Below are 19,976 nucleotides of genomic sequence, written 5' to 3'. Positions count from 1 at the left end.
ACAGCCAATAGCGATAGCAACCGAAAAGTAGGCTCCCCTGATGTACAAAACGATATTACTTGCCAGCACTCTGCTTTTCGCATCACAAGCGATCCATTCCGCACCCTTAGATTCCTACCAACTGCTGAACCATTTAGATAACTATGGCAATCTTTACCTGCGCAATAAACCTTACACCTCGCTACCAAATGATTTATTAGTTAAGGGTAATCTTAATATTGCAAAAACCAGTATCACTCGCTTGCCTGCTGGTTTAAAGGTCCTTGGTAGCTTAGACGCTTCAAATAGCATGGTAAAACAAATTAAAGCTGGTACGTCTATAAAAGGGTACGCCAATTTCATTGGAACACAAATTCAGTCGTGGCCCAAAGGCGTTAAAGTTGGCGGATACCTCAACCTAACCGATACACCGCTAACCAAATTACCGAATCGACTGAAAGTAAAAGGTGATTTAAGCCTAATCCGAACGCCTTTGACCGCATTACCTAACGGATTAGAGGTAGATGGAGACCTGTATATTGGGGGATCTGGTCTTACCGAGTTTCCAGATATTATGACCGTTAAAGGCAACATATTTCTGGGTGGCAATCGCATTTCAAAATGGCCATCAAAACTCAATCTAGGTGGCGCCGTTGCAAAATAATCTGTCTCAGACATGAAAAAAGGAGCGTTTATCGCTCCTCTCTTTCTTATGCTTGATTCTTCACCGGGTTTGCGTAGCTATCAATCAAATACTGATGCGCCCCCAATGGAAGTTGCTCCAATTTTGATTCAAAATCTCTACGGGTCGCCTCTGTTATTGAGCTATCTTCCCTACCTTCAGCCAGAAGGTTAATCGGGAATAATTTATAATTGCGGTGTATCTGACGATCAATTTCCGTTGCTAATGCTTCAGGCGTTTCGTAATCATCTTCGATCACTTGGCCAAATGCGACATGTACACGAGATTTACGTCCAATGATCCCTTGAATGATACTTTCGATATCTTCAAACTCACCTTTCTCATAAACGCCATGTGTCGCTTTTTCATATAGCTCACGGGCTTTAGCGATATCACACGGATCATTTTCGTACGATATTGAAACTGGCACAATTTTCAGTGATTTTACATATTCTGAAAAAGGCGTCTTTTGCTTACGTCCTTCCACATGAAACATTTTCAGGATCGCAGGATCGGTAAAATCATTCCCGTCCTTTGCTCTCCCCTCTTTCTGCGCTATCCAAATAGAATTTCCAGTTTCTAATGAGTGCTTGATGTATGAAGAAAGCTGTCCAAGCATTTTCATCATTTCACGAGGTCCTTTTGCAGATCGTTTCACAATAAAACTTTTATTGATCCTCATGAGGTCTGCGGCGCACGGTTTTTTTAATAAATTATCACCGATAGCAATACGAACTGTTCTGTGATCCTCTTGATACAAACCATAGTTGACCAAAGCGGGATCCATCGCGATATCTCGGTGATTAGACACAAATAAATAAGCCGTATCTTTATCTAAAGCATCAAGCCCAGAGTAAGTCACCCCATCCGTTGTCGTATTCAGAGTATTTTTTAAATACTTTTTTACTTCAAGTTGGATAGCATCAACAGAACGGTATTTACTCCACTTAACTTTCAGGTAAACACGCAAAACAGGACTCATTAAAGTTTTAAACCAAGTCGCATGATTTGAAAATCGATGTTCTAGAATAGCATTGATAAACTCTTCGTCATTAATGAGACGATTAATTGCAGCTGGGATCTCATCATCATTGTAAGGACGGATATCAGCATAAAGATCGGTATTAGAAGTCATTTTTCACTACATCAAATAAAAAAGCTTCTTCATTCTACGCATTGTTGACGACACTCGCAGCTACATAGTCCATACTTTTGACAAGGTCAGACCAGATTATCTCCAAATATCAGACTTATAGTTGGAATTTTTGATCATAACCGTTAATCTTATCGCCCCATAAATTTAGGTTTACACTATGAATTACGCGATTGAACACCAGAACACTAGCTACCCTTACTTGGTCATTACCCCAAGAAAAAAAGTGCTCAAGCATAGTTTAATCACCGTCCAAAGTGGCCTGCTCTTAATTAAGCTTGGAAAAACTGAATACGCTATTGAACAAGGGGAAACCATCTGGGTGCCATTTGATTGCCTAACTTCAATCACTTTTTTTCCAAATACTCATATTCAACGTGTTGATTTTTCAATTCGGCTAACTGACAAGTTCCCAACCCAATCGGGTTTAGTTCGCTTATCAGAACTCTCTCGTGCCGTATTAAATAAGCTAACCCAAAAGAAGCTATCTCCACAGCATGAGAAAGATCTATTAGCGGTACTTAAAGAGGAAGTTCTCTCCCTTCAGCCAACGTTAATTGAAACTCAGCTAAGTCGTGAGTTTAATCAATGGGAGCCTGGAAAGAGTTCTGATCTAGAGCAGATAAATATCTTAGTCATGACAATGCGCGAGAGCAAAAAGCGTCTTCAATCTGGTCAAAAGAAAGCACTTATTATTGAGCAACTTTTCTCCGGTAAAGAAGAAGAGTTTGAGCAGTTATGTCTGCTTGTATTTGGAAGTGAGCTTTAAACATTCCTTTAGTTTAAGCATTCCTTTAGATAGCAAAAAGCCGCTGAGAGGCTCTCCTCTTAGCGGCTTTTTTAGATCATTAAAAGTCTAAAATGGCAGTTCGATCTGCATCATGACATCGCCTTGATAAACTTCATGCCAACGGTAATCAAAACGCATTCTAGGCTCACCGCTTTTTTTCTCACCCAGACCAATACTGATCTGTAAACCGTGATTAGTCAGCCACTCTTCTGTGGTCATTTGGTTTTCATTTTCAGCCAACTCATCTGGCATCCAAATGCCTAGACCAATGTAATTACTAGATATATTTTGCGTTAAGATAGGCTCATCTTCTGGCCTTAATGCCCACTCTGCCCAGTAAGTATTCGGCATTTTTTCTTCTTCAAGCAAGCCTCCTAATGTCGAGACTTTTGAGCTAATCATATCAACGCCATTGGCTATTGAGTCACACCAACTGGATTTTGACTCCAACATGACGGATTCATTACTAAAAAAGTCACACCCAGCATAAATCGATGGCGCATAAGCCACAGTTAGCATAGAAGCTATGAACATCTTTTTTAGCATAGTCATCGGACCTCATTAGATTAGCGCTTAATTATCTAATACAGATTGCTGTGTTGCAACTTTTTACTAACCGAAACCGTGGTTAGATCATCAATTGCCTCACCAGCCATTAATCGATTACGGATATCCGTGCTGCGAACATTGACTGTTTCAGGGCACGCCATCACACACCATCGATGCATTATTTGTTCCGCTTTATAGAATTTTGAAAACTTGAAAAAGTTATCTGGTCCTATAACAAAAGTTATATCGGCATGTGGGTACAATTCTTGAATTCTATTTAAGACTGCAAAAGTGGTGACACTTTCCCCCGGTAGGTACAATTCTTGCTCAACGGTTGAACGCAGTACATTTGGAAGTGCGAGATCAGAGATAAAATCATCCAAAAGTTCACAACGTATATCATAGTCCAGCATGGTTTTGCCCCATGCATGGGCAATACTAGGAACCAATAAAGTGCAATCAAAGTGGGTTAATGAATCAATAACGCTCTTATGGCCTAAACTTGGCGGATTAAACGCACTCCCAAACACTGCTATTTTCTTCATGCCTGACTTTCGCCTATTAAATTGAGTTTTTTAATCAAATGAATTCGGTATGATACTACTAATTTCACTATTTTTTATATTGCTTGCAGAAAAGGAACTCTAATGGAACAACTCATCCGAGATGAAATGCGTGTTCTCCCATCAATTGATGCTCATTTTGAAATTGATCGCCGCGTCGCATTCATCAAGAACAAGCTACAACAATCGGGTTGTAAATCGTTAGTACTTGGCATCAGCGGTGGGGTCGACTCCACAACCTGTGGCCGACTTGCGCAATTGGCAATTGATGCCCTAAATACAGAATCAAACTCGCAGGCTTATCAATTTATTGCCGTTCGCCTTCCGTACGGTGAACAAAAAGATGAAGATGAAGCACAACTAGCGCTCTCTTTTATTCAACCGAGTCACTCTGTTTCTGTCAACATTAAAGCAGGCGTTGATGGGTTACATTCAGCTTCTCATATTGCTTTAGAAGGCACGAACCTTCTTCCAACTGACTCAGCAAAAATCGACTTTGTTAAAGGCAATGTTAAAGCACGAGCACGGATGGCAGCGCAATATGAAATCGCTGGCTATGTTGGCGGCTTAGTAATTGGTACTGACCATTCAGCTGAAAACATTACTGGCTTCTATACCAAGTTTGGTGATGGCGCTTGCGATATGGCGCCACTGTTTGGATTAAACAAGCGCCAAGTCCGAGAGTTAGCCGCAACTTTAGGTGCTCCTGAACAGTTAGTAAAAAAAGTGCCTACCGCAGATTTAGAAGAACTTGATCCACAAAAAGCGGATGAAGATGCTCTGGATTTGTCTTATGAACAGATTGACGACTTTTTGGAAGGCAAGCCTGTTTCACAAGATGTCACCGACCGTCTAGTAAATATTTATAAAGCGACTCAACACAAGCGTCAGCCAATTCCTACGATCTATGACTAGCTCTAAGCTCTAAGCTCTAAGCTCTAAGCTCTAAGCTCTAAAAAGCATAAAGGCTAACAACACTCGTTGTTAGCCTTTTTTAAATCACAAGATATGAACACGAAGCTTAATCAATCACTTCGATATCCGTTTTAGGGACGCAGCAACAGGCTAAAATTTTCCCCATACTCCTCTCTTCATCTTGTATAGCAGGAGCATCAAAATGATCGACCTTGCCGGACTCTAACGTCATCATACACGCACCACAGATGCCAGCACGGCAACTATTCATAATCGACAACCCAGCGTTTTCGGCTTGTTTCAGTAATGTATCTTGGTTATTCCCTTCAAACAGATAGCCATTCACACTCAATTGCAGCGCTTTTTCTTCTGCCGCGACTAATTGAAGATCGTCAACGCCTTCATTTTCACCAACATTCCCGCTTGAAGTATCTTGATAGAACTCTTTCTCTTTGGTTTCTAAAACTTCGATTACATCTCCGGCTTGGATCAATCCTTCATTTTTTGCCACTAGGTTTTGCCCAAAGAAAACACCGCCACGCTCATTAGCGCGAAAACGAGATAGTGTATTCAGCGGCTCTTTCGTTGTTCTGAATTCGCCTTTTTCCACATCGACTGTAGTCAGAATGCAGCGTTCACAAGGCTTTACTGCTTCAAACTCTACTTCACCGATACGAATACGCTTCCAACTATCTTCAATGAATGGCTCAGAACCAGACACCACTAAATTGGTTCTAAATTGATCCATTGAGTGAAATTCAGGACTACGTCTGTTCAGCTCATCTAATGATTGTTGGCTAATAATAAGCACAGGGTAACCATCAGCAAAACTGACATTATGGCCAAGTTTTTCGCGCACTCGATTAGACTGCTCCCCACAAAATAGAAACTCTACTCGCAATCCGAGAACTTGGCTAAACCAATCATCAGCACAATCCGTCGTGGTATATGCAGTAAAGGTATCTTTCCATACTTGTGCTGGTGACTCTTGCATTTTGAATTCCGAATACACCAGTTTTAGGGCAGGCATTCCGGGGTACGTAAACATAACGCCATCCGCGACTAAGCAAGATTTCACTTTCACCATCTTTGGGTATTTTCTAGCGGTCACCATGCTTCCATCAGACAGCGCAATCATAAATCGACGATCGAAGCTTAAACCTTGCTTCTCTACCCATGAATTTGAAAGCGAGATCCCTCCAACAGATTTAGCAGGGTAAACATTAATTTGAGTAAGTGTTGGGGTGGAGTCTGTGTGTTGAGTGACTTTGCTGCGAGGTGTTGTATTTTGAGATGACATTACTAACCCTATCCTTTGTGTTCAGTATCTAACATTTCTATTTTGCCATGCTAACAAACTTCTGCTTACAAAAGAATTCACCGTCATCCCAGAAATACGAAGGAAAAGTCAGAAAGAAGATGAAATCAAATAGTATTTCCTCTATCATCCTGTCGCCTAAACGGAAGCGATTGCATTCACACTTTTCGCTCTATTTAGGCTCCAATCACATAACTATTTTCATTGGTGGGAGCTTATAAATGACAACACTTACGATCACTCGTCCAGACGACTGGCATGTTCACCTTCGTGATGGTGACGTTCTTGCGGACACCGTTCGAGACATTAGCCGTTACAATGGCCGTGCTTTGATCATGCCAAATACCATCCCACCCGTCACTGATACTGAAATGGCGTTAGCGTACCGCGAGCGTATCATGGCAGAAAAGCCAAGTGCTCAATTTAAGCCTTTGATGGCGCTTTACCTAACAGACAATACCACTACCGATGAAATTCGTGCTGCAAAAGCATCAGGTGCTGTTGTTGCTGCAAAGCTCTACCCTGCTGGCGCGACAACCAATTCAGATTCTGGCGTCACTTGTGCTAAAAATATTTATCCGGTTTTAGAAGCGATGCAAGAAGTTGGTATGCTGCTCCTCATTCACGGCGAAGTCACGGCTCATGATGTCGATATCTTTGACCGCGAGAAGGCATTCTTAGATACCGTTCTCGCTCCAATTGTGAATGACTTTCCGAACCTAAAAATCGTGTTAGAGCATATCACAACAGCCGATGCCGCCGATTTTGTTAACCGTGCAAACGACAACGTTGCTGCAACTATTACTGCTCACCACTTATTGTATAACCGCAACCACATGTTAGTTGGCGGAATTAAACCTCACTTTTACTGCTTGCCAATTTTAAAACGCAACACCCACCAGCAAGCTTTAATTGCAGCCGCAACCAGTGGTAGCAAAAAGTTCTTTCTAGGAACCGACTCTGCCCCTCATGGTAAGGGTAAAAAAGAGGCCGCTTGTGGCTGTGCTGGTTCATATACCGCTCATGCCGCACTAGAACTGTATGCTGAAGTTTTTGAACAAGAAGGCAAGCTTGAAAACTTAGAAGCATTTGCAAGTCACAATGGCCCTGATTTTTATGGGCAAGCGCGTAATACCGATACAATCACACTCGTTAAAGCAGAGTGGACCGTTGCATCAACCATGCCTTTTGGACAAGATATTGTTGTGCCAATCCGAGCTGATGAGACCATTTCTTGGACGGTTAAGTAAATATTCGTTGTGCTAAATTAATCTAGAGTTCAACTCAGACATAACGGCAATGAGCGATAATGTTCATTGCTGTTTTTATTGACTTAGCATTCAGCTGAGCGAAACAATCAATAGCTATCATCTATCATCTATCAAGATTCATCACCTCTACGCACCGATTCGCCCCTGAAATCTATTCACTTTAAAAAATCTTTTGCTCGATTCATTTCCGCTGTTACTCTCATAAAACAAGCATCTCAAAAACAAGGCTCAGCAATGCAAAGCTCATACTTTTATCCAATCGGAACCGCTGGCGTCAAATGGACGCAGAAAGAGAAAGACGCATGGCGTGAACAAGTCACAATCAAACGCTCTTACCAAGAAGAAGTGGTTTCAAAAATCACAGCACTAAACGCTGATTTTGACATCGAACAATACGGAGCACTGAGCTACGACCCTGACCGCTACCCTCTTTTTGCGATTAAAACTAAAAATTGGGATCCCTCAAAACCGACCATTTTAATCACTGGTGGCGTTCACGGATATGAAACCAGTGGTGTTCAAGGGGCTTTGACCTTTCTACAAACTCAGGTTCACCACTATTTAGACCGCTTCAATTTTGTCGTAACGCCATGTATTAGCCCTTGGGGTTACGAAACGATTAACCGTTGGAACCCACTTGCTATCGATCCTAACCGTTCGTTTTATGCCAATAGCCCAGCAGAAGAATCCGCATCAGTGATGCAATTTGTTAACGCTCTCAACATAGATTTTCTCATGCACATAGACCTGCATGAAACAACAGACACGGATGAATCTGAATTTATGCCTGCACTTGCTGCTCGCGACGGTGTGGAGTATATCGAAGAAGAGGTGCCTGATGGGTTTTATACCGTGGGAGATTCGGAACAGCCTGTTGAAGCCTTCCAAAAAGCAATCATAGACTCAGTAAGAAAAGTGACTCATATCGCTCCGCCAGATTCTGACGGCAATATTATTGGCTCTCCAGTCACTCAAGAAGGAGTCATCAACTACCCAATGACTGAGCTTTCTCTTTGCGGTGGAATGACGAATTGCAAATTTGGTTCAACAACAGAAGTTTATCCTGATAGCCCGAAGGTGACAGATGAAGAGTGTAATAAAGCTCAAGTCGCAGCCATTGTGGGTGGGTTAAATTACCTGATTGAGCACTCAGTGTAGGGTAATTCAATTTAACTAATTATGCTTTTAGCTGCATCGTCGCTAAAAGCATAATTTATTATCACTTATCAGTAAGCGAAGCCGAAGCGATCCAATCGTGTTTCTAGATACTGAATCGATATTAGGCAAAGAGCGGTCTGCGGTTATGTACAAACAATTTTTATACCTATCAGTATAAGTGTCACGCCTCCAAGTAATTCCATTTTACTTTCCAGCCAAGTTCCACATTTAGAACCGATAAAAATTCCCCCCCAACTAAATCCGAAGGTTATTAGCCCGATAATCGCACACGCTATCATCGGATTAACATCAAGAACCGAAAGAGTGAAGCCTGCTGCAATGGCATCAATACTGGTTGCTATCGCGAGAAAAAACATCACTTTATGGGTTATATCACGGATATTTTTCTCTGCTCCGTCCGACATCGATTCGTGAATCATTTTACCACCAATCACGACAAGAAGGAGAAAAGCAACCCAAGGTGCATATGACTCAGCAAATCCTAGAACACCCTTTCCACCTAGATAACCCAAGAGCGGCATCGCGCCTTGAAAGGCACCAAAATAGACTCCCGACATAAGCGCTAAAGCTCTAGAATTTTTAATATGTTTTGCTCCAAGACCAATAGATACAGCAAACGCATCCATACTGAGAGCAATGGCTAAAATAACGACATCAACCAAGGACAATTTCCTGAGTTATAAAATTTTGGAGTGGCATTATAGATAAGCGAGCCTATTTGTTCCAGTTCAATCCGTACAAGAAGGTAATGTTTAAAGCAAACGCAGTAAGCACCACTCTCATGTGCTTACATCTAACCTTAATTGCTTTGTTCGTTGGACGAATATGGGGCTAAGAATGTCATAAGTCACACATCAACCTGAGACCCATTGTTATGTGACTGACATCGCAGACGTCCGGATAATTTACAGATATAACGAATATGCAACCCATTCAGTAATTAAGGGATTACGATGAACACCATTTCCACTCTAATTTACGATACCCTGATAGACCTTTCGAATAATGAACCAGAACAACACGCCGAAATTCGACAAAATTTATATAATCAATTAGATCTACCTTTAGATAAACAAAGAACGTTATATTCAAACGCACTCGGACCAGCAAGCTCTGGAAAACTAGAGAAAAGGGCAGATTTCGACAATGCATTAAACGTCGCCATCAGAGCACTAGAAACGCCTGAAAAATAAAAATTAGCGGCCATGATCCCCCATAGGCCGCTAATTCCATGGACGACTAAAAGAACGCTCTTCTCCGCCAACGCCTCAAGAATACCCATTGCTTTTTCTCTAAACAGATCTCTTAATAACCTGACAGTTGGTGTAATCCCTTACAGCAAACGGTTTTTGTATTGCTCCGGCGTGAACCCCGAATATCGCTTAAACATTGTGATAAAAGGGCTTGCTTGGTTGTAACCTAGAGTTAAGGCCACCTCTTTAACCGACTGACCGCTGCGCAGTAGCTCCATCGAATGTAGATATCGCACCCTTAATCGCCACTCGGTATAACTCATCCCTAATTCGCTTTGGCAATAACGAGCAAGCGTTCTTTCCGTGGTGTGAACTCTGCTTGCCCAATCTGCGAGTGACATATCATCGGTTGGGTTCTCCTCTATCGCTGCAAGAATAGGCGCTAAGTATTTATGATTGCTAGACGGTAGAAAGTGGTGTTCAACCTCTTCCGTTGCCAGTTGATCAAGCAAAACTTGAACCAATCGCTTGTCAGATTCCGATTGTGCAATGTTGACATCTCGACTTCGTAAGTCATCAATAATGGCAGACACAATTGGGGTGACTTTTATCAAACTAGTCTGGTTTGGAAACGACGCGGTTAGCTGATGAGCGATATTCAATGAACAGTAGTCGAGGGGCTTACGATTATAACTGCAATGCATCACATTTGCGGGAACCCAAATCGCTAAATGGGGAGGAGCAAGGAAACGGGTTCCTTCAGCTTCCATTTCCAAAATCCCGCCACTGATCAACTGAACTTGCCCCCATTCGTGGCTGTGAGTTCTTGTTTCAGTATTCGACAAAAACGCTTCAAAATTCATAAACACATCTGATGGTGCATTTTCCGTTGATAAGGATCGATGCAGCTTTCTCGGCGTTTTTTTCAAAATTGTCTTCCTATCACGCTGAATGTCTTTCTGGAGATATTTATAATTATAGCGACCAAATACACTAGCTCCAACGATTAATTACTCGATGGATATCACATGAATTATCTCTTACCTTTCTTTACCGTAGTGATCTGGGGCGGCAATTCCATCGTAAATAAACTGGCGGCATCAGCAATAGAGCCTAGTGCCATGAGCTTTTTCCGCTGGTTTTTTGCCATGGTTCTTTTAACGCCTTTCTGCTTACCATCGCTCATTCGCCAATGGAAAACCATAAAACCTTATATCCGTAAGATCGCATTTCTTGCTCTACTCGGCATGGTATTGAATCAGTCACTAGGCTACTACGCAGGACTTACCACAACTGCATCAAACATGTCTCTTATTATCTCTTTGGTTCCATTGCTTAGTGTCTTCATTAGCGTCCCGTTATTAGGTAAAAAAGTATCAGGCTTAAGCATTGTAGGTGGGGTTTTGTCGCTTTTAGGCCTAACTTTCATGCTCGGGAAGGGTGATATGCTGTTTTTCACCCGCCAAGAAATCACTCAGGGTGACGGCTTAATGGTGATCGCGGCATGCATTTATGCGGTGTATTGCGTTCTTCTAAAGCGTTGGAAAATGCCTTTCTCTAACTGGCTTTTCATCTACATGCAGGGGCTATGTGCTGTGATTATGCTGACGCCACTCTGGCTGACCAGTGACCAGTTACTACCCACACAAGCGTCTTATAGTTTGATCGCTTATGCCGCCATTCTGGCATCGGTCATTGCACCTTGGATGTGGGTCAAATCGATTGCAATCATCGGGGCTGATTCTACTGCGATGTTCATGAATCTTTTACCTGTCATTGCGGTCACGTTAGCCTCGACTCTGCTTGGAGAGACAATCCAGAGCTATCATCTGATGGGAGGAATTTTGGTGATATCTGGCGTTATTCTTTCACAAATTAAAACATCTAAGCAGGTTGCCGTTATTGCCAAGAGTGCAGCTTAACATCAATGTAAATTTTCTTTTTTGCTTTCGTTTATGTGAATCCACGTCAAAGACGAGCACAATAGCCTGTGAATTTGTTCGAAGTTATTGAAATTGCGCCTTCACAGCGTACACTAAAATGAATATTCGCAATAAGGAAGTTGGTTAGTGAAAGCAGTTAAACGCCATCAAGAAATTATTGAACTCGTTCAGACTCATGGTTTTGTTAGTACCGATGATTTAGTCGAACGATTCAACGTAAGTCCTCAGACAATCCGTAGAGACCTTAATGAGCTCGCAGATGACAATAAGCTACGACGTAATCACGGTGGTGCAACACTAGCATCAAGCTCTGAAAACTCATCTTATCAATCTAGGCAAGTCTCCTTACAGCCAGAAAAAGAGAAAGTCGCTGCCGCTTTGGTTAAACATATCCCCAACTGCGCCACTCTATTTATTGATATTGGTACAACGCCGGAAGCTATCGCTAGAGCACTTTTAGTGAACCATGAACAGTTAAGGATCGTCACCAATAATATTAATGTGGCGACAATTCTTATGACCAAGCCCGACTTTAAAGTCATTCTCGCCGGTGGTGAAGTCAGAAATATTGATGGTGGTGTGACTGGTGAAGCGACACTGGATTTTATCTCTCAATTCCGCTTAGATTTCGGTATTTTAGGAATAAGTGGCATCGACCACGATGGTTCGTTGCTTGATTTTGATTATCATGAAGTTAGAGTCAAACGAGCTATTATCGAAAATAGCCGCTGTGTATTACTAGGGGTTGACCATACTAAATTTGGCCGAAATGCGATGGTAAAACTGGGCACAATAGCTGATGTCGATATCATCATTACGGACACACCTCCCCCTGAAGAGATCGATGCCTTTGCAAAAGAGAACTCCGTTACTATTGAAGTCGTCTAGTACACCACTTAATGCTTCATCGATGTCACCAAGTAAGAGCCAGTGAGTGTCAATATGGAATGATTTTTTATCAGAACAGGTGCATATACTGTATATTACTGATATATTTATATTTAATCAGTTCTGATATTTGGCACAAGGTCTTATTTATTGATGAAGAAAATACTTCGATTAATAGAAGAGAATCGAGAGATCTCAAGTCATGAGAAACTGGAAAGTGTGTTATTTGATCTAAATAACATCATTGATCATGAGTATTTTTTATTTGGGTTATCCTTAAAACCAACGCTGACTACCTCTGAAACCTTACTCACTGACAACTATCCTCCTGCCTGGCGCGAACAATACGATCAATCTGGTTTTATGCACGTTGATCCTATTGTGAAATACAGCATTCATAACTTCTTGCCAATCCAGTGGGATAGAATCAAAGAACTGACCAATAGCGGCGACGAGATATTTGAAGAAGCTCGCTGCAACGGGCTCAAAAAAGGCTTCAGCATCCCTGTTCATGGACTACGAGGTGAGTTTGGTATGATTAGTTTTGCAACATCGGATGTAAAATCCTACTCACTGCAAAACCGTAGCATCGAAATATCGCAGCTTATTGTTCCCCTTCTGTCTAATAACATCCACAACATCGCTAAGTGTCATAATGATGCAGCACCAAGAGCGGTTCTCACTGCTAGAGAAACCCAGTGCCTAACATGGGCGGCGGAAGGGAAAAGTGCTTGGGAAATTGCGACCATAATTGGTTGCTCTGAACGTACGACGAAATTCCATATCAGTAATGCCTGCAAAAAACTTAATGCGACCAACCGATATCAAGCCATCACTAAAGCCATTTTAGGTGGTTATATCAACCCACTACTTTAACAATATCCTCTGTTAACACTATCCTTAAAAATGAGCACAAAGCGATTAATCACTTGTGCTCATGCTTTGTTTCTTTATCACCTAACTAAAGTGACGATTCATTCACCTATCTAGATGACTAAACACACGTCGTTTAAGCGCCTACACTCTCCCGGTAGTGATTATTCATTGGTATATGCAAAGCGACCGATTTTGTGTCACCCAACATATGAACCTTTTGGTCGCCAATTCGAGAACAAGGGATCCCCATACGTTTAATCAGCTTTTCTACTCCTGCAGATGTCACCGTGACATAAGAATCAATCTGTTTGTCTTGTGCATGGTAATAAAGAGATTGGAACATCTTCAGCGTGATATTACTCACACCTCCAACTTTGCGCGAGAAGTCTTTATCAACCGCGAAACGGCTTAATTCATACACCTTCTCATCAACAGGCGCACTGATCCCCCCCAACAGTTCGGGAAAGGTGTTCTTCAACATATAGTCCGTTGTGGTCGGTAAGATCCGCCAGCATCCCACCATACTACCTTCGTCTTCCATTGCGTATAAATAGTGAGCTAATTCAACATCATACTGGTCTGTTTCCATCTCTTCGCTGGTTTCTAAATCCCAGTGTAAACGGGCAGAAAAAACTTTGTAGCGCAATTTCAGTAAGTTGATGTAATCATGCTTTGGTATTGCATTGAGGTTGTGTGAATGGATTTGTATTGTCATTGTTGTATCTCCTTGTATGTGGAAATACAACAATGCGCAATAATCTCATTCTACAAACCTGTCCGATCGGACAGTACCGCATTCTCAATATCTAGACTAAAATCGAATGTAAATTGATAGAATAACTAACTGTCAGTTGGCTTTTAAAAGGTACACCTTAAAATAAAATACAGTACCGAATCGGCTTAAAAAAACACCTAGCATTAGCTAGGTGTTTTTTTATGTTTAAAATAAATGGTTTATTTATCAAACTATTAATTTCTATACTGGTTATCCAAAACACTTACCCCTAAGCCACTTTTTTTCGTTACTTTTAATTGAGTAGGAATTCGCTCTTTCATCGCTTCAATATGACTAATCACCCCAATCATCTTGCCAGATGCGTTCAGGTTATCTAAAGCGTCCAAGGCAATATCGAGCGTTTCTGCATCCAAAGTACCAAAGCCTTCATCTAAGAAGAGGGAATCAATACTGGTTTTATGGCTCACCAAATCAGACAGCGCCAACGCAAGTGCCAAGCTCACCAAGAAGCTCTCTCCTCCAGAAAGGGTTTTGGTGTCTCGTGATAAATCACCTTGCCAGGTATCCAGAACAGCAAGTTCTAAACCGTCACTCTCTTTGCGTTGAAGTAAGTATCGACCATGTAAACGATCCAATTGCTTATTAGCAAGGTACACTAAGTTATCCAGCGTTAACCCTTGAGCAAATTTGCGGAATTTATCCCCTTTCTGCGAACCAATAAGCGAATGTAAATACTGGATATCATCATACTGCTTTCGATAAGCGTCAATCTGTTCAAATAGTGATTGTTGTCCTTCTCGTCGAAGCGCGTCTGAATGCAGTTCATTGCTGATTTCACCTTCACGCTTAGTCAACTGTTCCACTTGTTGTTGAGTGACTTCGCATTCAGTTAAGACTACAGCAAGCTCAATCGCGCTCCATTGTGTAGCTTGCTCATGACGCTGTAAGGTATCCAATCTCTCTCGTGCAGCTTTCACCAGTGCCCCAGCACCGTCAAATCGCGCTGTTAACCCCACTTTGAGATCAGTCAAACGCTTGACTTCATCTTCACTTAACAAGGATTTTTCCAAATCTGCTTGAGTTGAAAATGGGCTCTGTTGCAATAATGCCTCCCACTCTTTCTGCTTACTCTCGACACTCACAACGGACAATTTATGAGACTCATCTAGAGAGTTCACCTCACCACTAATAGTTGAAAAACGCTGCGATAAGTCACTATTTGTCGCCAAATGTTGCGAAAGCAGACTTTCAGATTCAGAAAGATGGCGCTGCAAACTAGAGCGCTCTTGAGAGACCGATTTGTCACTAAATAGGGTATACCTCTGCTTCGTCGCGACATTCTGCTCCTGTGTCAGCGCTTCAGATTTTTTGACCAGTTGTTGAGTTTCAGATGTCAATTCAACACTGCGCTGCTGTCCATGTTTCAGCTCCATCTGAATAGCGCCGATCTGCTTTTCTAACTCAAGCTTCTTATCTTGGTTTTCCTGCCAAGATTTGACGTCTTGCTCTTTGTTCACAAACCAATCCGTCATTTTCGATACATCATCAATGCGGTAGCCTAAACTTTCTATAGCCTCTAGCAGCACTGCGATTTGCTCTTTTGATGTCGCGTCGAATCTCTGTAACGATTCATTCGCATCTGCCTGCGCTTGCTGATGATTTGCAAGAAGTTGCTGGTGTAATTGTACTTGGCTAACACAGCGATTTTGTTCGTTCTCCGCTTTTAACTGAGCTTGGTTAGCCTGATGACACTGCTTTTCTAATTGTGATAGCTGCTCAAGCTGCTGGGTTACCTGCTTATGCTCTTGCTCTAACACCGAACCTAACTCTGCGACTTTATCCAGCTGTGTAATGTCTAACTCAAGCTCTAAACGTGCCGTTTGGCTCCGCCACTCTCGCTGAACATTATCCAACTGAGTACTAAGCCATGCTAGGCGTTCAAGGTTGTCTTTCAGTTGCCTAGCAATGGAGTCTAATTCAACGGCTACCTCTTTCCCTTGCTGTTCAACTTTTTCAAACTCGGCAACGACGCTCCGCTTTTGCTCTAATAAATCCGACGTTTGATCCGGATTTGCATAATCCACATTCGGGTGCTCAACAGAACCGCATAACGCACACTCCATGTTCGGCTTAAGTAATGAACGGTAGTAAGCTAAATGTTCTTCTTGCCCCACCTGTTGCTCAAGAGAAGTGATTAGCTGCTTCTTAGTCTGATATTGCACTCTTAGATGTTCACGAGTCGAATTTAACTGCTGTTGCTTCGCCTCTAGTGTTTGATTATCAGCTTGCTTGTCGTTGCGTTCTTTATTGTACTGCTGCCATTGGCTGTTTAAATTGGTCAACGTATGGCGAGATGTTAGCTTTTCATTAATTTGACTTAAATGACGCTCTAAAGATGTTTTATCACTCGATTGAAGTAATACCGTCCACTGTTGATTCAGGGCAGCATGATGCTCACTCGCCTGCTTCAATTCGAGATCGGCTTGCAACTGAGCCTTTGTGCTACCCTCTAGAATTTCCTGTTCTGAAGCAATCGCAGCTGCGAATTTTCCTTCTTGCGCCGCTTGTTCCAGCTTTTGTTTCTCTGTCTCTTGCCACTGCTTATGTTGCTGCTTCCATCCAGTGAGCTGCTCTGCTACGTCACGATCACTTTGATGTTGCGCTTGGTACTGCGCTGTCACTTCTAACGCGCTCTGACAATCCATCAACTGCTGGTTTAATACTGTGGATCCTTGAGTTAAGTGTTGCAACTGCTGCTCTAACTTCGCCTTCTCTTCTGCAAGCTTGCTGAGTTGGGATGCCAACGTCGCCAGTTGATTATCCAAAGGGATCACTTGATCATTAAGCAGTTTTTCTTGCGTTTTATGTGCAGATCGAAGTTCTTCGTGTTTCGCTTTCACCGTATTGAGTCTATTTTCAGCAAGCGTTTTCTGTTGATTGATCTGCTCTAATTGCAGCTGCTTGGTCGTAAGTTGCAACTCAATTTTGCTCTGTTGCGATTGAGCGTCTTGGAGAAGAGTAAATGGCGTTCGCAATTTTTCTGCTGGTTCACTTTGAGCCAAACGTAACAATTCAGCCTGCGCTGCTACCTTATCGTTTTCTGCCCCCTTCAACTCAAGTTCTGCGTTAGTCAGATTGATTTTCTCTTTCTCAACTTGCTCCCACCAGGCTCTATGCGCTAGCCAGTTTTCCACTTGCAAACGAGCTTGAGTGACTGAAGCTTGAACCTGACTCTGTGACTTCTGGAGTTCGCTCTTCTGTTCTTCAGTCAGAAGCTGTACGCCTTGAGCTCGTGACTCTAACTCAGCCAGTTCTTGCTTGGCAGTACTGAAATGTTCATGGACTTTTTCTGATATCAGTCCGTAAATTTCAGTTCCCGTTAGCTCTTCTAATAGCTCAGCTCTTTCTGACTCTTTAGCATTTAGGAAGGCGGCAAATTGACCTTGAGATAGCATCATAGATTTTGTGAATCGAGCGAAGTCGAGCCCCGTAATAGTTTCTACCAGCTCTGTTTTTTTCTTAATCTGATTAGCCAGAACTTTGCCACTTTCAACTTCAGAAAGCTCCACTTGCGCGGCTTGTAAGTTACCATCCGCTTTTCCGCGTGAACGACGCATACTCCAAAACGAACGGTAAGCTACGCCTTTTACTTCAAACTCTACTTCTGAAAAACATTCCGCAGTGCCGCGAGTCATGACCTCATTGTTCGATGTCGATAACGCTCCTAACCTCGGAGTGCTGTGGTACAAGCCTAAACAGATAGCATCTAAGAGTGTGGTTTTTCCTGCACCCGTTGGCCCCGTTATCGCGAACAGGCCATTATCGACAAATGGGGACTGAGTAAAATCGATCTTCCATTCACCTTTAAGGGAGTTGAGGTTACAAAAACGTAAACTTAAGATTCTCATTAGTCTGCCTCCTTATGTTCTACTTCGGAGACAATTTGACGGAATTTATCTTTCATTCGAACCAACCTTGCTTGCTCCTCTTCCCCTTCAAACGTCTCTAGTTCAATTCGTTTACCAAACACATCAAAAGGCGTGAGTTCAGCTAAGGTTTCACTCTTCTCTTGGGTTAAACTCGCCTGTTTTGGACCACGAGCTCGACGTAGTTGCAGCACTTCAAAAGGCTTACCTTCAACCATGCTTTGTACTCGTGCTTGTAGATCAGAGAGATAATCTTGCTCTTTCACTTCGATAGAGATCCACATGCTGGCATTCTCGGCAGTGTTCGCAAGGTCATCCAATTGGGTTTCAATTTCTACGAGATTGCCTTTTAGCATCGCCATGGCTTGAAACATGGGTACTTCAACCGTTGAGACCAGTGCATTGCGGCTAGTGTCAAATTCAACTATAACCACCTGTTTTTGAGACTTCAGTTCATCAAAGCTAAGAGGAATAGGCGATCCGCTGTAACGAATATGCTCTTTTTTAGCCACGAGTTGAGGGCGATGGATATGACCAAGCGCAATGTAATCGGCTGGCGGAAAACCTTTAGCATCAAAGCCATCAAGGGTTCCGATGTAGATATCGCGAACCGAGTCACTTGTTGTAACACCAAGGGCGGTTAAGTGGCCCGTAGTAATGATTGGAACATCGAGCTGTTTTGCTGATCGTTGCTCAACCGCGTACTCAAAGAGTTGGTGGTAATGTGATTCTATCGCCTGACCCAATGCTTTCTGTTTATCCGTCCCGCTCGCTCCAGATTGGCTGACAACAACATCTCGCGCCCGCACAAAAGGGACGGCACATAACAGAGCGCCAACTTGTTGATGCTCATCTTTCAATTCAATCAATTGTTCAGACAAGTTATCACTGGTATTGGCGATAACATGGGTATTTAAGCACGCTAATAATTGCTTGGATTCATTCAAGGTTGAGACGGAATCATGATTGCCACCAAGAACCACCAACTGACAATTCAACTGACTGAGATCCACCACGAACTGATTGTACATTTCTCGGGCATAACTAGGAGGCGAACCCGTATCAAACACGTCACCAGCAATAATGATGGCATCAATATTTTGGCTTTGAACTAATTGTAATAACCAAGCAATGAACTGTTGATGTTCCTGTTTACGGCTCTTAGTGAAAAAGTTTTGCCCTAAATGCCAATCGGAAGTATGAAGAATGCGCATAGCGAGAAAGATCCCAATATAAAAAAGCTCTGTTATCGTCATGAAACTAGAGCGGAGATGGCATGATTGTGCCAACTTAGATGGCCAGATAAAAGCACAACTCATCTAATTATCTGTATTTGCGTATTAAAGCGAAGCTATGGCCTGCCAAGCCATTGTTTGTTGCATTAACTTTACACTTTTGTTGCGTTGATATATCGCGTACTATCAATTCACAAGTAGTTCAAATACAAATTACTTAAATGCAAATTGTTTAAATGCAAATAGCTCAAGTGAGGATGGCTAATGAGTGGTGGTCAACGAGATGTTACGTTACGTTTTTTAGCAGAGCCTAGCGATGTAAACTTTGGGGGCAAAGTACATGGTGGTGCCGCCATGAAATGGATCGATTTAGCTGCCTATGCGTGTTCAGCAGGTTGGAGTGGTAAATATTGTATTACCGCTTATGCTGGTGGTATCCGTTTCGTCGCGCCGATTCATGTGGGCAATTTAGTTGAGGTCAGCGCGAAGGTTATTTATACCGGCTCTTCATCTATGCATATTGCGATTGATGTGCAGGCCAGTGATCCAAAAGATTTAGATAAACGCCTGACAACGCACTGCATTGTGATTATGGTTGCGGTCGATGAAAACGGAAAACCAACCAAGATCCCGGAGTGGGTTCCAGTAACAGAGGAAGATATTATGTTACGAGAATCCGCAATCAAACTGATGAATATGCGTAAACAGATTGGTGAAGAGATGGAAGCGCATGTAAAGCTACTCAAGTAATCGCAATTTAAGACAACATTTCCCTCTAAA

The 19,976-nt window shown here is 42.4% G+C and carries 19 protein-coding genes; 10 read left to right on the top strand and 9 right to left on the bottom strand.

From position 1 onward, the window contains the following. Positions 1-40 precede the first annotated feature (40 nt). Positions 41-643, top strand: coding sequence for a hypothetical protein (locus FCV43_RS10245; RefSeq protein WP_017052985.1), 603 nt, complete (start codon positions 41-43; stop codon positions 641-643). A gap of 46 nt (positions 644-689) precedes the next feature. Here FCV43_RS10245 and FCV43_RS10240 read toward each other — a convergent pair whose 3' ends face one another. Beyond that, the gene (locus FCV43_RS10240) at positions 690-1,796 is read right to left on the bottom strand and encodes a 1-acyl-sn-glycerol-3-phosphate acyltransferase (protein ID WP_136995101.1); all 1,107 of its coding nucleotides are present in this window, start codon (positions 1,794-1,796) and stop codon (positions 690-692) included. A gap of 178 nt (positions 1,797-1,974) precedes the next feature. Here FCV43_RS10240 and FCV43_RS10235 point away from each other — a divergent pair, with 178 nt between their 5' ends. Continuing rightward, a complete protein-coding gene (locus FCV43_RS10235; protein WP_017052987.1) occupies positions 1,975-2,583 on the top strand; it encodes a hypothetical protein in 609 nt (202 codons plus the stop codon). A gap of 87 nt (positions 2,584-2,670) precedes the next feature. Here FCV43_RS10235 and FCV43_RS10230 read toward each other — a convergent pair whose 3' ends face one another. Together FCV43_RS10230 and FCV43_RS10225 are read right to left on the bottom strand one after the other, a co-directional pair. Next, positions 2,671-3,156 carry a hypothetical protein gene (locus FCV43_RS10230; protein ID WP_136995100.1) on the bottom strand — a complete coding sequence of 162 codons (486 nt, stop codon included), beginning with the start codon at positions 3,154-3,156 and terminating at the stop codon, positions 2,671-2,673. Positions 3,157-3,185: 29 nt separating this feature from the next. Beyond that, complete coding sequence (locus FCV43_RS10225) at positions 3,186-3,698, bottom strand: nicotinate-nicotinamide nucleotide adenylyltransferase (protein WP_017051672.1); 513 nt, start codon at positions 3,696-3,698, stop codon at positions 3,186-3,188. A 102-nt stretch (positions 3,699-3,800) separates the two neighbouring features. Between FCV43_RS10225 and nadE the strand changes: the two genes are divergently transcribed. Next, positions 3,801-4,631, top strand: coding sequence for an ammonia-dependent NAD(+) synthetase (gene nadE / locus FCV43_RS10220; protein ID WP_136995099.1), 831 nt, complete (start codon positions 3,801-3,803; stop codon positions 4,629-4,631). Between the two features lie 106 nt (positions 4,632-4,737). Here the strand turns inward: nadE and FCV43_RS10215 are convergent, their stop codons facing one another. After that, positions 4,738-5,931 (bottom strand): YcbX family protein, encoded by a 1,194-nt coding sequence (locus FCV43_RS10215; protein WP_136995098.1) that lies wholly within the window; start codon positions 5,929-5,931, stop codon positions 4,738-4,740. 239 nt (positions 5,932-6,170) lie between these two features. On the opposite strand from FCV43_RS10215, the gene pyrC reads away from it, so the two are divergent. Further along, entirely contained in the window at positions 6,171-7,199 is a 1,029-nt protein-coding gene (gene pyrC / locus FCV43_RS10210) for a dihydroorotase (RefSeq protein ID WP_136995097.1), read from the top strand. A 255-nt stretch (positions 7,200-7,454) separates the two neighbouring features. Then, the gene (locus tag FCV43_RS10205; protein ID WP_017051667.1) at positions 7,455-8,378 is read left to right on the top strand and encodes a M14 family metallopeptidase; all 924 of its coding nucleotides are present in this window, start codon (positions 7,455-7,457) and stop codon (positions 8,376-8,378) included. Positions 8,379-8,521: 143 nt separating this feature from the next. On the opposite strand, the gene FCV43_RS10200 is transcribed toward FCV43_RS10205, so the two are convergent. Beyond that, the gene (locus FCV43_RS10200; protein WP_136995096.1) at positions 8,522-9,061 is read right to left on the bottom strand and encodes a manganese efflux pump MntP; all 540 of its coding nucleotides are present in this window, start codon (positions 9,059-9,061) and stop codon (positions 8,522-8,524) included. 300 nt (positions 9,062-9,361) lie between these two features. Between FCV43_RS10200 and FCV43_RS10195 the strand changes: the two genes are divergently transcribed. Continuing rightward, positions 9,362-9,592, top strand: coding sequence for a PAS factor family protein (locus FCV43_RS10195; protein ID WP_029203261.1), 231 nt, complete (start codon positions 9,362-9,364; stop codon positions 9,590-9,592). A 140-nt stretch (positions 9,593-9,732) separates the two neighbouring features. Here the strand turns inward: FCV43_RS10195 and FCV43_RS10190 are convergent, their stop codons facing one another. Beyond that, positions 9,733-10,521 (bottom strand): AraC family transcriptional regulator, encoded by a 789-nt coding sequence (locus tag FCV43_RS10190; RefSeq protein WP_136995095.1) that lies wholly within the window; start codon positions 10,519-10,521, stop codon positions 9,733-9,735. A 99-nt stretch (positions 10,522-10,620) separates the two neighbouring features. Between FCV43_RS10190 and FCV43_RS10185 the strand changes: the two genes are divergently transcribed. The 3 genes from FCV43_RS10185 to FCV43_RS10175 all read left to right on the top strand — a co-directional run bounded on the left by FCV43_RS10185 (position 10,621) and on the right by FCV43_RS10175 (position 13,299). Then, positions 10,621-11,514 carry a DMT family transporter gene (locus FCV43_RS10185; RefSeq protein ID WP_136995094.1) on the top strand — a complete coding sequence of 298 codons (894 nt, stop codon included), beginning with the start codon at positions 10,621-10,623 and terminating at the stop codon, positions 11,512-11,514. A 147-nt stretch (positions 11,515-11,661) separates the two neighbouring features. Further along, the gene (locus FCV43_RS10180) at positions 11,662-12,423 is read left to right on the top strand and encodes a DeoR/GlpR family transcriptional regulator (RefSeq protein WP_017051662.1); all 762 of its coding nucleotides are present in this window, start codon (positions 11,662-11,664) and stop codon (positions 12,421-12,423) included. 153 nt (positions 12,424-12,576) lie between these two features. After that, positions 12,577-13,299 carry an autoinducer binding domain-containing protein gene (locus FCV43_RS10175; protein ID WP_017051661.1) on the top strand — a complete coding sequence of 241 codons (723 nt, stop codon included), beginning with the start codon at positions 12,577-12,579 and terminating at the stop codon, positions 13,297-13,299. 133 nt (positions 13,300-13,432) lie between these two features. Here the strand turns inward: FCV43_RS10175 and FCV43_RS10170 are convergent, their stop codons facing one another. From FCV43_RS10170 to sbcD, 3 genes are all read right to left on the bottom strand, one after another. Beyond that, on the bottom strand, positions 13,433-14,014 hold the full coding sequence (locus tag FCV43_RS10170) for an acyl-homoserine-lactone synthase (protein ID WP_136995093.1): 582 nt from the start codon (positions 14,012-14,014) through the stop codon (positions 13,433-13,435). A 254-nt stretch (positions 14,015-14,268) separates the two neighbouring features. Next, positions 14,269-17,943 (bottom strand): AAA family ATPase, encoded by a 3,675-nt coding sequence (locus FCV43_RS10165; protein WP_136995092.1) that lies wholly within the window; start codon positions 17,941-17,943, stop codon positions 14,269-14,271. Next, positions 17,943-19,175 (bottom strand): exonuclease subunit SbcD, encoded by a 1,233-nt coding sequence (gene sbcD / locus FCV43_RS10160; protein WP_136995091.1) that lies wholly within the window; start codon positions 19,173-19,175, stop codon positions 17,943-17,945. Before sbcD ends, FCV43_RS10165 begins: the two co-directional genes overlap by 1 nt. 285 nt (positions 19,176-19,460) lie before the next feature. Between sbcD and FCV43_RS10155 the strand changes: the two genes are divergently transcribed. Further along, positions 19,461-19,946 carry an acyl-CoA thioesterase gene (locus FCV43_RS10155; protein ID WP_017051657.1) on the top strand — a complete coding sequence of 162 codons (486 nt, stop codon included), beginning with the start codon at positions 19,461-19,463 and terminating at the stop codon, positions 19,944-19,946. Positions 19,947-19,976 lie beyond the last annotated feature (30 nt).

The organism is Vibrio genomosp. F6, from assembly GCF_005146325.1.
Classification (GTDB): domain Bacteria; phylum Pseudomonadota; class Gammaproteobacteria; order Enterobacterales; family Vibrionaceae; genus Vibrio; species Vibrio cortegadensis.
This window is presented reverse-complemented; position numbering and strand designations above follow the sequence as displayed.